The following is a 13,402-nucleotide window of genomic DNA, read 5'->3' as shown; positions in this document are numbered from 1 at the left end:
GGTCCGCGCAACGCGCGGCCCGATGATAAACTCCACGCCGTCTCGAACCATGAGAGCCCGTGGCCCATCCCTCGAGACGCCGCTTCGCGGCTCCTCGGGATGAGGACCGTGCTAGTCCGCATATTTCGCCGCACGCTTCTCCAGATTGGAGCGCACCGCCTCGGTCTGGTTCGCGCTGCCGATCAGCTTCTGCTGCTCGACGGACTCAGCCAGCAGCGCTGGGCCGGGATCGACCGAGAGATTATTGAGAAGGCGCTTCGCGGCACGGATCGCATCCGGGCTCTTGCCGGCGATCTCGCGCGCGACTTCGAGGGCCGCGGCGCGCGGGTCATCGCAAATGCGCGTGGCGAGGCCATACGTCATCGCCTCCTGCGCGGAGAAGATGCGGCCGGTATAGGTAAGATCACGCAAGATGTCGTCGCGCACGAGCGAGGCGAGGATCGGCGTGCCGGCCATGTCGGGCACCAGACCCCATTTGATCTCCATCACCGACATCCGCGCATCGGGCGAGAGAAAGCGCATGTCGGCGCCGAGCGAAAGCTGGAAGCCGCCGCCGAACGCAACGCCGTGCACGGCGGCGATCACGGGAACCGGGAGCTGGCGCCATCCCCATACCGCCTGTTGCGGAAAGTTTGCCTGGCCATGCGTGCGCTTGGTGAGGTCGCGATTTTCGCCACCCGGAATTCCGTTGCCACCGCCCTCCTTCATGGCGGCAAAACGCCCCATGTCGAGACCGGCGCAGAAGGCGCGTCCTTCACCTGATAGCACCACGACGCGCACGCCTTTCTCCTTCGAAAGCCGCCCGGTTGCCGCGACAAGAGCCTCGAACATGGCCTGATCGAGCGCATTCATCTTGTCTGCGCGCACCAGGCGCACGTCGGCGACGCCCTCCGAGATCGAGATCGAGACGCGCTCTTCCATGGATGAATTCTCCCCTGTTCTTGTTCGGTGCCGCTTTACAGAAAGCTGACGGCCGGATTTAGTCAATCGACCAATTAACTGACAATCCGTACGGGAGAAACAGCCATGTTCAAGGAAAATCTTCTGGCTGGTCGGCGCATTCTCGTGACCGGCGGCGGCACGGGCCTCGGCAAATCGATGGCGGCGCGCTTTCTTCAGCTCGGCGCCGAAGTGCACATCTGCGGCCGGCGCAAGATCGTCTGCGACGAGACCGCCACCGAGCTGATGGGGGAGTATGGCGGCCGCGTCACCAGCCACGGCGTCGACATCCGCAATGCGCTCGCGGTCGACGAGATGATCGAGACCATCTTTCGCGACGCGCCGCTGACCGATCTCATCAACAACGCCGCCGGCAATTTCATCTCGCGCAGCGAAGAGCTCTCGCCGCGCGGCTTCGATGCGGTCGCCAACATCGTGATGCACGGCACGTTCTACGTGACCCATGCCGTCGGCAAGCGCTGGATCGCCCTGAAACAGCCGGGCAACGTCGTGTCGATCACTGTGACCTGGGTGCGCAACGGCTCGCCTTACGTGGTGCCGTCGGCGATGAGCAAGTCGGCGATCCACGCCATGACGATGTCGCTCGCGACCGAATGGGGCCGGCACGGCATCCGCCTCAACACCATCGCGCCGGGCGAGATCCCGACCGAAGGCATGAGCAAGCGCATCAAGCCGGGCGACGAAGCCGGCGCACGCACCAAGGCGATGAACCCGATGGGCCGCGTCGGCACCATGGAGGAGCTTCAGAATCTCGCGGTGTTCCTGATCTCCGGCGGCTGCGACTGGATCACCGGCGAGACCATCGCCATGGACGGCGCACAGGCGCTCGCGATGGGCGGCAATTTCTACCAGCTCCGCGACTGGAGCGACGACGACTGGAAGACCGCGCGCGAGAGCATCATGGCGCAGAACGAGAAGGACCGGGCGAAGCGGGGGTGATCGTCTCTCCGTAATAACAAGCGCGAGGGCGCTCCACACTCCGCCGTCGTCCCGGCGAAGGCCGGGACCCATAGCCACCGAATTGAATTTCGCGAAGATTGGTCATGACCTGTCTTCGCAAAAATTGCGTTCAGTGGTTATGGGTCCCTGCGATCGCAGGGACGACGGTGTTGAGAGAGCTGCGTACTCCCTCTCCCGTCTTGTCTTCACCCGCGGATGACGCCACACTCCGCGGCATAAAAACAAAGCACCTACGGGAGAGACATGTCCACCACACAGCCATTGGCGAATCTCGCCGACATGGTGCGCGAGCGCGCGACGAGCCGCGGCAACGCCACCGCCTACGAGTTCGAGGGACGCGTCACCAGCTTTGCCGAGTTCAACATCAAGACCAACAAGGTCGCCAACGCATTGATTGCGATGGGCGTGAAGAAGGGCGACCGCATCGCCTATCTCGGCAAAAACAGTGATCTCTATTTCGAGCTGCTGATGGGCGCGATGAAGGCCGGCGTAGTGATGGCGCCGGTGAACTGGCGGCTGGCGGGCCCCGAGGTCGCCTTCATCGTCGCTGACTGCAAGGCGCCGGTGCTATTCGCAGGGCCGGAGTTCATCACGCTCGTCTCGCAGATCAGGGATCAGCTCCCGGGCGTGCGCACCATCATCACCACCGAAGGCGGCGCGCCGGAATGGCAGGATTTTACCGCGTGGCGCGATGCGCAGAGCGGTGACGATCCCAAGGTACCGATCGATACGAAAGACATCGCGATCCAGCTCTACACGTCGGGCACCACGGGCAAACCGAAAGGCGCGATGCTGAGCCACGCGAACTTCCTCAACCTCGTGCAAACCGGCAATGCCGAGGACAAGCCGGAATGGAACAGGTGGTCGACCTCCGATGTGTCGTTGGTCGCCATGCCGATCTTCCACATCGGCGGCTCCGGCTGGGGCGTGATGGGGCTCTATCACGGCGCCCGCGGCGTCATCGCGCGCGAGTTCGATCCGACCAAGGTGCTGGATTTCTTCGAGCAGTCCGGCATCACGAAACTCTTCATGGTGCCTGCGGCGATGCAGTTCGTGGTGCGGCAGCCGCGCGCCAAGACGGTCGACTTTTCACGATTGAAATACATGCTGTACGGCGCCTCCCCGATCCCCGCTGCGCTGCTGAAGGAGTGCATCGAGGTCTTCAAATGCGGCTTCGTGCAGATGTACGGCATGACCGAGACCACAGGCACCATCGTCGCGCTGCCGCCGGAGGACCACGTCGAGGGGCTGGAACGGATGCGCTCCGCCGGCAAGGCGCTGCCGGGCGTCGAGATCGCCATCCTCGATGCCGACGGCAAGCCGCTGCCGCCGCGTCAGGTCGGCGAGATCGCGACGCGCTCGGGCTCCAACATGGCGGGCTACTGGAATCTGCCGGAAGCGACCGCCTCGACGCTGCGCGGCGACGGCTGGCTGCGCACGGGTGATGCCGGCTACATGGACGAGGACGGCTACCTCTACATCCACGATCGCATCAAGGACATGATCATCTCCGGCGGCGAGAACATTTACCCGGCCGAGGTGGAGAGCGCGCTGTGCGATCATCCTGATGTCGCCGAGGCCGCCGTGATCGGCGTGCCCGACGACAAATGGGGCGAGGCGGTGAAAGCCGTGGTGGTGATGAAGCCCGGCAAAGAGGCAACCGCCACCGACATCATCAACTTCACCCGCGAGCGCATCGCCGGATTCAAGACGCCGAAGAGCGTGGAGTTCCTGCCGGCGCTGCCGAGGAATCCGTCAGGCAAGATTTTGCGGCGGCAGCTGCGCGAGCCGTATTGGGCGGGGAAGGATAGAAGGGTGAATTGATCGCCTTGTCGTCCTGGACAAGCGAAGCGCAGATCCAGGACCCATTACCACCGAATTGAGATTGGCGAAGGCTGGCAGTTGCGTGCCTGCCCAAAACTTCTCCCTGGGGTAATGGGTCCTGGCTTACGCCAGGACGACATGGGGCTAATGCTTCCCCGGCCCCATATAGCCGAACAGGAACCCTGCCACCTTCCGCATCTGGATCTCCTCGCTGCCTTCGGTGATGCGGTAGCGGCGGTGGTGGCGGTAGATGTGCTCGAACGGCTTGTGGCGTGAGTAGCCCATGCCGCCATGGACCTGCATGGCGCGATCGGCGGATTCGCAGCAGAGGCGGTTTGCCCAGTAATTGCACATCGAGACGCGGTCGGAGAGCGTGCGCTCGATCTGCTCCTCGTTGAGCTGATCCATCTCCCAGGCGGTCTTGCGGATCAGCAGGCGCAGCATCTCGGCTTGCGTTGCGAGTTCGACCAGCGGGAACTGGATCGCCTGGTTCTCGGCGAGCGCCTTGCCGAACGGCTTTCGCTCACGCGCGTATTTCACGCTCTCGTTGATGCAGTAGACGGCAGCACCGAGCGAGCTCGCCGCCTGCCGGATGCGGTTCTGATGCACGAAGCATTGCGCCAGCGACAGGCCGCGGCCGACCTCGCCGAACTGCGCATCCTCAGGCACGAACACATCCGTGAAGCTGACGCGAGGATGATCGGTCGGCATGTTGAAGGTCCACATGTATTCCTCGACCTTGACGCCGTGGCTCTTCGCGGGAACGAGGAAGCAGGTGATGCCGCGGGCATCACCGTCGTTGCCAGACGTGCGCGCGAACAGCGCGCAATGCGTGGCGACGTGCATGCCGGTCGTCCACATCTTCTCGCCGTTGATGATCCAGCCCTTGACGTTGTCTCTGACAGCCGGCACCGCGCGCGTCTCCATGTGGGTCGCGTCCGAACCGTGATGCGGCTCCGTGAGACCAAAGGTGATACGGTACTTGCCCTTGATCGAACCGTCGATCATTGCCTTCTGGTCGTCGCGGCCGTAGCGGTCGAGCATGGTGACGACGGGAAAATTGCCGACGATCGAGTGCTCGTTCTGGAGGTCGTTGTGCAGGCCGAGGCCTTTCGCGGCAAAATGCTCGCGGATCACCGCCATCCAGAGGTTGGAGCCGTCCTTGCCGCCATATTGCTTCGACACCGGAAAACGAAGGTGGCCGGCGGCATCGGCGAGATCCTTGGCCTTGCGCAGCAGCGCTTCCCATTCATGGCGCGGCAGCCCGCCATTCTCGAAATCGGTGCGCGCCCATTCGCGGCGATGGTCGAAGAAACGGATGTTGTCGTCGGCTTGTTCGAGCGGCTTGATCTCGCGTTCGATGAAACGATCGAGCTCTCCGAGATAGGCGACGAGATCGGTAGGCAATGAGAAATCCACGGTTCTCTCCCGGATTGATTTTATCGTTTTGCGTTAAGGCGCTAGGCGCGTTTTTGCTTCGCACGATTAAGGTGAGAAGAGCGTCTCCAAGTCAAGCAAGGCGAGGCGTGTGAGCGGCGCAAGGCGCACCAGCGCAATTCGATGGTGCTCCAGCGCTGACGCGCGTTAGTATGACGCCAATATTCCTTCACGAGAAACTGCGGGAGCGCGCGATGGAGCTGAAATTCTCAAAGGTGGAACGCAGGGGGCCGATCACGATCGTCACGCTGTCGCGGCCCGAGGTCTACAACGCGCTGCACATCGATGCGCATTTCGAGCTCAACAAGGTGTTTGACGATTTCGCCGCGGACCCCGAGCAATGGGTCGCGGTCGTCACCGGCGCCGGCGACAAGGCGTTCTGCGCCGGCAACGATCTGAAGTGGCAGGCGGCGGGCGGAAAACGGGGCTGGGACAAGGGCGGCTTCGCCGGTCTCACCTCGCGCTTCGCCTGCGACAAACCGATCATCGCCGCGGTCAACGGCGTCGCCATGGGCGGCGGCTTCGAGATCGCGCTCGCCTGCGACCTCATCATCGCCTCGGAGAATGCGACCTTCGCCCTGCCCGAGCCGCGCGTCGGCCTCGCCGCCCTTGCCGGCGGCCTGCACCGCCTGCCGCGGCAGATCGGTCTGAAGCGCGCCATGGGCATGATCCTTACCGCGCGTCACGTCAGCGCCAAGGAGGGCCTTGATCTCGGCTTCGTCAATGAGGTGGTGCCACAAGGCGAGGCTCTGTCGGGCGCGCTGCGCTGGGCGGAGATGATCACCAAGAACTCGCCGATGTCGATCCGGGCGTCCAAGCAGACCATCCGGAAGGGCCTTGCCGTGTCGCTCGAGCAGGCGATCGAGGAGCAGCGCGAGTATCCGGCGGTGAAGGCGATGGTGGCGTCGCAGGATTACATCGAGGGACCCAAGGCGTTTTCCGAGAAGCGGCCGCCGAAATGGGTGGGGAAGTAGCGCGGTCTCACCGCCGTCATTGCGAGCCTAGCGAAGTAATCCAGAGTACATCCGCGAAAACAGTCTGGATTGCTTCGTCGCTCCGCTCCTCGCAATGACGGGGAGAGAGCGGGTGTAGCATGGGTAGAGCGCAGCGAAACCCATCGATGCCGGGGCGGGGTGTTAGATGATGGGTTTCGCTACGCTCTACCCATCCTACGGATTGCGCCCCTGTTCGCGCTTGTACGAGGCGTAGTTCGGTTGATCGACCGCCAGCTTGTCCATCGTGGTCTGCCAAAGATGCTCGGCCAACCCCGGCGTGGCCAGATCAACCTCGCCCTTGGCGATCCGCTCGGCCAGCGTACGGTTGAGCTCGGTCACGGAGCCATCGACGCCGAGCAGCGCGCACAGCCGCTCCACTTCCTTCGCGTCGCTCCCCTCCTCCTGCGTCAGCTGCCTCGTCACGAGATCGAGGATGTTGATCGCCACGCGCAGCTTGAAAGCCTGGTGGCCGGAAATCAGCGGTGTGATGTCGTTGCGGAGGAAATCGGCGACCGCCTTGGTCAGCTCGATCGGTGTCGGTTCGTCCTGCATGTCTACCCTCCCCGCGGCGCGAGCAGCCGCAGCAGATCGATCTCGGTCTCCGAGGCACGGCGGCCGATCATGGCGCGCTCCATCGAATGGTCCGGCCCTTCGCGAAACCGCTGCATCATGCCGCCGCACATGATGCCCCAGCGCAGCGTCCCCATCACTTCCCAGAATTTGACGCGCGACGGATCGACCTTCCGACCCGCCGCCTCGTAACCCGCAAACAGCTCCTCGCGTGAGCCAAACCCGCCGACGGGCTTGTCGATCTCGCCAAAACGCCAGGAGTTGACGCAGACCCAGCCGAGATCCTCCATGGGATCGCCGAGATGGGCGAGCTCCCAGTCGAGTACCGCGCGCACGCCATCGGCACCGATGATGAGGTTGCCGTTGCGGAAATCGCCATGCACCAGCGTGATTTCGGTGGACGGGCCCGGATCGTGATCGCGCAGCCAGCGCAGCGCCAGCTCGAACACCGGCTTTGGCCAGTTCAGGCTGCGATAGTCGCGATCGAACTCGGAGATCTCCTGGGTCGCATTACGACTGCGCAGTTCGGGCAATTTGTCCTGCGGCAGTCTGTGCAGACCTGCAAGCACGCCGCCGATCTGTCGCGCAAGCATTGGCCGCGCCGCGGCGAATTCGTCGTCGCGAAGAATTTTGCGGGCGATGGTCTCGCCCTCGACCCGCTGCATGATGAAGCCGGTACCGAGATCTTCGTCCGGCGTCAGCACATGCATCACGCGCGGTGACGGCACGCCGGCCTCGAACGCCAGCTGCATCAGCTGCGCTTCGGCCGCGAGCCCCGCCGCGCGCGTCGGCGCCGCACCATAGCCTTTCGGCGAGCGGCGCAGGATCGCGCCGATCGGCCCGCCGGGATGCGTGATGTCGAAGCGCCAGGTTTCCTGACTGGCGCCACCGGACAGCTTTGCAGCGCCCGTGACACCGGTCGCACCGGGACACCAGCGCTGGACGCTGCGGGAAAGCTCCGCCTCGATCATTTGCCTTTGAACTGCGCGGGCCGCTTCTCCAGGAACGCGCCGACGCCCTCGCGGAAATCCTGCGTATCTCCGGCGCGCAGCTGGCACTGGAATTCGAGATTGAGCTGGTCCTCGAAGGAATTTTCCGGGCTGTCCCAATAGAGCTTGCGGATCAACGACAGTGCGACCGTGGGCCCGCTCGCGAGGTCGCGCGCAAGCTTCATCGCCTCCTCCATCAGCACGCCGTCGTCATAGACACGGTTGACGAGGCCCCATTCCAGCGCCTTCTCGGCCGGCAGTCGCTCGCCCATCAGCGACAATTCGACCGAACGCGCCTTGCCGATCAGGCGCGGCAGCAGCCAGGTCGAACCGCAATCCGGCACCAGACCGATGCGCCGGAACGCCTGAAGGAAGTAGGAGGAACGCGCACACAAAATCATGTCGCCGAGCAGCGCGAAGCTCATGCCGGCGCCGGCGGCGGGGCCGTTGACCGCCGTCACGATCGGACAGTGCAGGTTGCGGATGCGGCGCAGGAAGGGATGAAAGCCGGTCTCGAGCGTCAGGCCGGCCTTGGTCTTCTTCGACTGATTGTTGCGGCCCTGGAGGTTGGCACCGGTGCAGAACGCGCGGCCCGCGCCGGTCAGTACGACGCAGCGCACCTCGTCCTTTTTCTCCTCGATCGCGTCGAGCGCATCGGAGAGCCCGCCCAGCATGTCCATGGAGACCGCGTTCATCACCTCCTGATGGTCGAGCCTGAGGATCGCGACCGAACCATCGAATTCGAGCGTGACGTGTTTGAACTGCATCGTTTCCTCGTCAGTTGCCGCCTGCGTCAGTTTCGCAGACCGGAATTAGCTTTGCCGCGGCGCATATTTGATTTTTGGCGCGGTCTTGTCCATGGTGACGAAAGCATACCCCACCGTCATATCGCATGATCTTGCGCGCACCGGCTGACGCGCGTCATACCAAGAAGCCTCGCCAAAAAACAGGAAACGCGCCATGAACCTCTTCGACCTCACCGGCCGCGTCGCCGTGATCACCGGCGGCAATGGCGGTATCGGGCTCGGCATCGCGCAGGCCCTTGCGGGCCAGGGCTGCAACGTCTCGATCTGGGGCCGCAATGCTGACAAGAACAAGGCCGCTGCCGCGAGCATGGCGGGTCTCTCCGGCAAGGTCGACAGCCGCGTCTGCGACGTCACCGATCCGGCTTCGGTCAACGCCGCGATGAAAGCGACGCTCGACACCTTCGGCCGGGTCGACGGCTGCTTCGCCAATGCCGGCATCGGCGGCGGCGGCCGCAGGTCCTTCATCGAGCGCACCGAGGAGGAATGGCGCACGATGTTTGCGACCAATCTCGATGGTGTGTTCCACGCCTTCCAGGCCGCCGCGAAACACATGACCGAGCGCGCCAATGCCGGCGATCCCTTCGGTCGGCTGGTCGCGACCTCGAGCCTCGCCTCGATCTTCGGCACTGCGCGCAACGAGCATTATGCGGCGACGAAGGCCGCGATCAACGCGCTGGTGCGCGCGCTCGGTGTCGAGCTCGCCCGCCACGGCGTCACCGCGAACGCGATCCTGCCCGGCTGGATCAAGAGCGACATGACCGCCGGAATCATGGCCAACGAAAAGTTCGTCGCCAACGTGATGCCGCGCATTCCGATGCGCCGCTTCGGCGAGGCATCCGATTTCGGCGGCATCGCCGTGTATCTGATGAGCAAGGCGTCGTCGTATCACACCGCCGATACCTTCGTGATCGACGGCGGCTATACGGCGTTTTGATCTTTCATAACCCGGATGGAGCGCAGCGCGATCCGGGACTGCCAAGAAGTAAACAAGACCCGGATTTCGCTGCGCTCCATCCGGGCGACAAACTCTGAGGGGAAGGCAAATGTTCTCACACATCATGATCGGCACCAACGACCTCGACAAGGCCAAGAGCTTCTACGACAGCCTGCTCAGCACGCTCGAGGTGCGCCCGGCCAAGGTCGACGGCCATCGCATTTTCTATTTCACCAAGACGGGCGTGTTCTCGGTGTCGAAGCCGATCAATGGCGAGCCGGCGACCTGTGCGAACGGCGGCACCATCGGCTTTGCCGCCAACTCGCCTGAGCAGGTCGACAAGTGGCACGCCGCCGGCGTCGCCGCCGGCGGAACGCCGATCGAAAATCCGCCCGGCATCCGCGAGGGCGCGGGAAACAAGCTCTATCTCGCCTATTTGCGCGACCTCGACGGCAACAAGATCTGTGCAATGCACCGGATGCCGAACTGAGCTAGCGCCGCACAATCGGTGTCGTCCCCGCGAAAGCGGGGACCCATACCCCCGGGGAGCAGTCGTAACGCGAGCTGACAACCACGCATCTTCGCCAAACTCCTCCCTGTGGTTATGGGTCCCGGATCTGCGCTTCGCTTGTCCAGGACGACGTCCGCGAGAGACCGCGCTCTCCCCATTCAAACAACATTTCAAACGCCCCTGCGAAATTCCATCGCATGGCATGGCTTGCGTGAGAAAATGCGCGCTCGCACTTTGCGCGCGCTGCGACTATTCTCCGGCCCAACGCGATCTCAGTGACCCCGGGAGGAACAATGACAAAGCACACCTACATTCCCCGCACCACCAACTACACGCTCAATCCCGGCGATGAGCTGAACGATCTGCGCATGTCGGACCAGGTCCGTCCGCTGTACGATCACGTCAGGAAATTCATTCGCGACACCGTCGAACCGATGTCGATCGAATTCGCCAAGGCCGGCGAAGGCAAGCAGGATCGCTGGAGCTTCACCCCGAAGCAGCTCGAGGTGCTCGAGGTCGCAAAGAACAAGGCCAAGAAGGAAGGCCTCTGGAACTTCTTCCTGCCCGATGACGAGACCGGCCAGGGCCTGAAGAACCTCGACTATGCCTATATCGCCTCCGAGCTCGGCAAGAGCCCGCTGGCCTCGGAAACCATGAACTGCTCGGCGCCCGACACCGGCAACATGGAGGTGCTGGAACGCGTCGGCACCAAGGAGCAGAAGGAGAAGTGGCTGAAGCCGCTGATGAACGGCGAGATCCGTTCGGCCTATGTCATGACCGAGCCGAACGTCGCCTCCTCCGACGCCAAGAACATTTCGACCACGGCCAAGCTCGTCGGCGACGAGTGGGTGATCAACGGCGAGAAGTATTACATTTCCGGCGTCGGCGATCCCCGCTGCAAGATCCTCATCGTGATGGTGAAGACCAATCCGGATGCCGCGCCGAGCAAGCAGCAGTCGCAGATCCTGGTGCCGCGCGACACGCCCGGCGTCGAGGTGCTGGGGCCGATGTACGTGTTCGGTCAGGACCACGCGCCGCGCGGTCACATGCACATGCGCTTCAACAATGTCCGCGTGCCGAAGGAGAACATGCTGCTCGGTGAAGGCCGCGGCTTCGAGATCTCGCAGCTCCGCCTCGGACCCGGCCGCATCCATCACTGCATGCGCACCATCGGCAAGGCCGAGAAGGCGCTCGATTTGATGGTGCAGCGTGGCCTCACCCGCGAAGCCTTCGGCAAGAAGATCGCCCATCTCGGCGGCAACATGCAGATCATCGCGCAGGCGCGTTGCGAGATCGAGGCGATGCGGCTGATGGTGCTGAAGGCCGCGAAGGCCATGGACGTGCTCGGCAACAAGGAGGCTCGCGTCTGGGTCTCCATGGTCAAGGCCATGGTGCCGGAGCGCGCCTGCAAGATCATCGACCAGTCGATCCAGATGCACGGCGCCACCGGCATCTCGCACTGGACCCCGCTCGCGGAGATGTACCAGGACGTCCGCCATTTGCGCTTTGCCGATGGTCCGGACGAGGTGCACTGGATGGTGGTGGGACGCCACGAGCTGAGCATGGCGTAAAGGTCCTCTCCCTCTCCCCGTTCTTACGGGGAGAGGGTTGGGGTGAGGGGCCTCTCTCCACACGTGAGATCGCCGTGAGACCTGTACCCCCTCACCCGAATTCGATCTTCGATCGAATTCGACCTCTCCCCGCAAGCGGGGCGAGGTGAAGAAAGCAAGCCCTCCCCTCCCCACGGAGCCACCATGGACTACGCCGCCAGCGACCTGACGCCACGCGAGCGCTACAAGGTGCTGACGTCCTTCATCCTGCCGCGGCCGATCGCATGGGTGACGTCAGTGGGGCCCAGCGGCGTGGTCAATGCCGCGCCGTTCAGCTTCTTCAATGCTTTTTGCGAAGATCCGCCACTCTGCATGTTCGCGGCGAACCGCAAGCCCAACGGTCAGGACAAGGACACTTTCCTCAACATCCAGCGCACCGGCGAGTTCGTGGTCAATCTGACGGACGAGCCGCTAGCGCGGGCCATGCATGAGAGCAGCGGCGACTTTCCGCCTGACATCGGCGAGCCCGACTATCTCGGCTTGAAGCTTGTGCCCTCGACCAGGATCGCAGTGCCGCGGCTCGCCGACACGCCCTGGGCGATGGAGTGCAAGCTGTGGAAGATGATCGACGTCAACGACGATCGTCGGCTGATCATGGGCGAAGGCATCCACTTCCACATTCGCGACGAGTTGTGGGACGACAAGGCGATGCGGGTGCACATGGACCGCTACCACCCGATCGGCCGCATGTTCGCAGATCGTTACTGCCGCACGGATGACCGCGTGGTGTTTCCGGCGGCGGAGGGTGCGAAGAAATCGTAGGGCGGATTAGCGAAGCGTAATCCGCCGAACGTTTGCGGGACGAACATGGCGGATTACGCCAGCGGACTGCGCTTCGCGCAGCCGCGGGCTAATCCGCCCTACAAGACCTACGTCGCCGCCTCAACCTTGTCCTGCGTCTTGGTCTCGAAGTCCGACGCATCGTGGCGCTCGTGGAGCTGGCTGGCGGGATCGCCGGAGACGCGATTGACCATGCGGCCGCGCTTCACCGCGGGGCGTTGCGCGATCTGGTCGGTCCAGCGCTGCACGTTCTTGTAGTCCTGCACCGACAGGAATTCGCCGGCGCCGTAGACCAGCCCCTTGGCGAGCGCGCCGTACCAGGGCCACACGGCCATATCGGCGATGGTGTACTCCTTGCCTGCGAGATATTCATGATCGGCAAGGCGCCGGTCGAGCACGTCGAGCTGGCGCTTGACCTCCATCGCGAAGCGATCAATGGCGTATTCGATCTTGAACGGCGCGTAGGCGTAGAAATGGCCGAAACCGCCGCCGAGATAGGGCGCGCTGCCCATCTGCCAGAACAGCCAGGACATCGCCTCGGTGCGGGCCTTGATCTCCTTCGGCAGGAAGGCGCCGAACTTTTCGGCGAGGTAGAACAGGATCGAGGCGGATTCGAAGATCCGGATCGGCTCGGGGCCGGAGCGGTCCATCAGCGCCGGAATCTTGGAGTTCGGATTGATGTCGACAAAGCCGCTGCCGAACTGGTCGCCATTGCCGATCTTGATCAGCCAGGCGTCGTATTCGGCGCCCTTGTAACCGAGCGCCAGGAGCTCCTCCAGCATCACGGTAACCTTCACCCCGTTCGGCGTCGCCAGCGAATAGAGCTGGAAGGGATGCTTGCCGACCGGCAGTTCCTTGTCGTGGGTGGGGCCTGCGATCGGCCGGTTGATGCTGGCGAACTGACCGCCATTCTCCTTGTTCCAGGTCCAGACTTTGGGCGGCACGTAAGGGGCGTCGGTCATGCGAGGTGCTCCGGCAGAAAGATGCGCGTGCATTAATTAGCCCGCGGATGGCGGATGGCAAGCC

Annotated in this window: 14 protein-coding genes; 7 read left to right on the top strand and 7 right to left on the bottom strand. The window is 63.5% G+C overall.

What is annotated here, in order from left to right; genetic code table 11:
* Positions 1 to 111: 111 nt before the first annotated feature.
* Entirely contained in the window at positions 112 to 921 is an 810-nt protein-coding gene (locus tag NLM31_RS14665; protein ID WP_254130044.1) for a crotonase/enoyl-CoA hydratase family protein, read from the bottom strand.
* Positions 922 to 1,026: 105 nt separating this feature from the next.
* Here NLM31_RS14665 and NLM31_RS14660 point away from each other — a divergent pair, with 105 nt between their 5' ends.
* Both NLM31_RS14660 and NLM31_RS14655 read left to right on the top strand, forming a co-directional pair.
* Positions 1,027 to 1,899 carry an SDR family oxidoreductase gene (locus NLM31_RS14660; protein WP_254130043.1) on the top strand — a complete coding sequence of 291 codons (873 nt, stop codon included), beginning with the start codon at positions 1,027 to 1,029 and terminating at the stop codon, positions 1,897 to 1,899.
* Between the two features lie 264 nt (positions 1,900 to 2,163).
* On the top strand, positions 2,164 to 3,744 hold the full coding sequence (locus NLM31_RS14655; protein WP_254192686.1) for a fatty acid--CoA ligase: 1,581 nt from the start codon (positions 2,164 to 2,166) through the stop codon (positions 3,742 to 3,744).
* Between the two features lie 144 nt (positions 3,745 to 3,888).
* On the opposite strand, the gene NLM31_RS14650 is transcribed toward NLM31_RS14655, so the two are convergent.
* Positions 3,889 to 5,163 carry an acyl-CoA dehydrogenase family protein gene (locus tag NLM31_RS14650; RefSeq protein ID WP_254192685.1) on the bottom strand — a complete coding sequence of 425 codons (1,275 nt, stop codon included), beginning with the start codon at positions 5,161 to 5,163 and terminating at the stop codon, positions 3,889 to 3,891.
* Between the two features lie 212 nt (positions 5,164 to 5,375).
* On the opposite strand from NLM31_RS14650, the gene NLM31_RS14645 reads away from it, so the two are divergent.
* On the top strand, positions 5,376 to 6,155 hold the full coding sequence (locus NLM31_RS14645; protein WP_254192684.1) for an enoyl-CoA hydratase-related protein: 780 nt from the start codon (positions 5,376 to 5,378) through the stop codon (positions 6,153 to 6,155).
* Between the two features lie 195 nt (positions 6,156 to 6,350).
* On the opposite strand, the gene NLM31_RS14640 is transcribed toward NLM31_RS14645, so the two are convergent.
* From NLM31_RS14640 to NLM31_RS14625, 4 genes are read right to left on the bottom strand one after another with little or no spacing between them, the layout of a single operon-like run.
* Positions 6,351 to 6,728: a DUF6285 domain-containing protein gene (locus NLM31_RS14640; RefSeq protein WP_254192683.1), complete on the bottom strand. Its 378-nt coding sequence runs from the start codon at positions 6,726 to 6,728 to the stop codon at positions 6,351 to 6,353.
* 2 nt (positions 6,729 to 6,730) lie between these two features.
* Entirely contained in the window at positions 6,731 to 7,717 is a 987-nt protein-coding gene (locus NLM31_RS14635) for a phosphotransferase family protein (RefSeq protein ID WP_254192682.1), read from the bottom strand.
* On the bottom strand, positions 7,714 to 8,502 hold the full coding sequence (locus NLM31_RS14630) for an enoyl-CoA hydratase/isomerase (RefSeq protein WP_254130037.1): 789 nt from the start codon (positions 8,500 to 8,502) through the stop codon (positions 7,714 to 7,716). Before NLM31_RS14630 ends, NLM31_RS14635 begins: the two co-directional genes overlap by 4 nt.
* 45 nt (positions 8,503 to 8,547) lie before the next feature.
* Complete coding sequence (locus NLM31_RS14625; protein ID WP_254192681.1) at positions 8,548 to 8,697, bottom strand: hypothetical protein; 150 nt, start codon at positions 8,695 to 8,697, stop codon at positions 8,548 to 8,550.
* On the opposite strand from NLM31_RS14625, the gene NLM31_RS14620 reads away from it, so the two are divergent.
* The 4 genes from NLM31_RS14620 to NLM31_RS14605 all read left to right on the top strand — a co-directional run bounded on the left by NLM31_RS14620 (position 8,696) and on the right by NLM31_RS14605 (position 12,358).
* Positions 8,696 to 9,475, top strand: coding sequence for an SDR family NAD(P)-dependent oxidoreductase (locus tag NLM31_RS14620; protein ID WP_254130035.1), 780 nt, complete (start codon positions 8,696 to 8,698; stop codon positions 9,473 to 9,475). The two genes, NLM31_RS14625 and NLM31_RS14620, sit on opposite strands and share 2 nt — an antisense overlap.
* Before the next feature lie 109 nt (positions 9,476 to 9,584).
* Complete coding sequence (locus NLM31_RS14615; RefSeq protein WP_254130034.1) at positions 9,585 to 9,965, top strand: VOC family protein; 381 nt, start codon at positions 9,585 to 9,587, stop codon at positions 9,963 to 9,965.
* Positions 9,966 to 10,279: 314 nt separating this feature from the next.
* Complete coding sequence (locus NLM31_RS14610) at positions 10,280 to 11,557, top strand: acyl-CoA dehydrogenase family protein (RefSeq protein WP_212482965.1); 1,278 nt, start codon at positions 10,280 to 10,282, stop codon at positions 11,555 to 11,557.
* A 183-nt stretch (positions 11,558 to 11,740) separates the two neighbouring features.
* The gene (locus NLM31_RS14605; RefSeq protein WP_254192680.1) at positions 11,741 to 12,358 is read left to right on the top strand and encodes a flavin reductase family protein; all 618 of its coding nucleotides are present in this window, start codon (positions 11,741 to 11,743) and stop codon (positions 12,356 to 12,358) included.
* A gap of 107 nt (positions 12,359 to 12,465) precedes the next feature.
* Here the strand turns inward: NLM31_RS14605 and yghU are convergent, their stop codons facing one another.
* Entirely contained in the window at positions 12,466 to 13,338 is an 873-nt protein-coding gene (gene yghU / locus NLM31_RS14600) for a glutathione-dependent disulfide-bond oxidoreductase (protein ID WP_254130032.1), read from the bottom strand.
* Positions 13,339 to 13,402 lie beyond the last annotated feature (64 nt).

The sequence above is a fragment of the Bradyrhizobium sp. CCGUVB4N genome (genome assembly GCF_024199945.1).
In the GTDB taxonomy this organism is placed as follows: Bacteria; Pseudomonadota; Alphaproteobacteria; order Rhizobiales; family Xanthobacteraceae; genus Bradyrhizobium.
Note: the sequence above shows the minus strand (reverse complement) of the source record. Positions and strands in the feature narration are given on the sequence as shown.

Bases quoted from the DNA above. Each gene is read 5' to 3' on its own strand.
- yghU (WP_254130032.1), bottom strand. From the start codon at position 13,338: ATGACCGACGCCCCTTACGTGCCGCCCAAAGTCTGGACCTGGAACAAG.
- NLM31_RS14615 (WP_254130034.1), top strand. From the start codon at position 9,585: ATGTTCTCACACATCATGATCGGCACCAACGACCTCGACAAGGCCAAG.
- NLM31_RS14665 (WP_254130044.1), bottom strand. From the start codon at position 921: ATGGAAGAGCGCGTCTCGATCTCGATCTCGGAGGGCGTCGCCGACGTG.
- NLM31_RS14630 (WP_254130037.1), bottom strand. From the start codon at position 8,502: ATGCAGTTCAAACACGTCACGCTCGAATTCGATGGTTCGGTCGCGATC.
- NLM31_RS14655 (WP_254192686.1), top strand. From the start codon at position 2,164: ATGTCCACCACACAGCCATTGGCGAATCTCGCCGACATGGTGCGCGAG.
- NLM31_RS14620 (WP_254130035.1), top strand. From the start codon at position 8,696: ATGAACCTCTTCGACCTCACCGGCCGCGTCGCCGTGATCACCGGCGGC.
- NLM31_RS14645 (WP_254192684.1), top strand. From the start codon at position 5,376: ATGGAGCTGAAATTCTCAAAGGTGGAACGCAGGGGGCCGATCACGATC.
- NLM31_RS14640 (WP_254192683.1), bottom strand. From the start codon at position 6,728: ATGCAGGACGAACCGACACCGATCGAGCTGACCAAGGCGGTCGCCGAT.
- NLM31_RS14660 (WP_254130043.1), top strand. From the start codon at position 1,027: ATGTTCAAGGAAAATCTTCTGGCTGGTCGGCGCATTCTCGTGACCGGC.
- NLM31_RS14605 (WP_254192680.1), top strand. From the start codon at position 11,741: ATGGACTACGCCGCCAGCGACCTGACGCCACGCGAGCGCTACAAGGTG.
- NLM31_RS14610 (WP_212482965.1), top strand. From the start codon at position 10,280: ATGACAAAGCACACCTACATTCCCCGCACCACCAACTACACGCTCAAT.
- NLM31_RS14625 (WP_254192681.1), bottom strand. From the start codon at position 8,697: ATGGCGCGTTTCCTGTTTTTTGGCGAGGCTTCTTGGTATGACGCGCGT.
- NLM31_RS14635 (WP_254192682.1), bottom strand. From the start codon at position 7,717: ATGATCGAGGCGGAGCTTTCCCGCAGCGTCCAGCGCTGGTGTCCCGGT.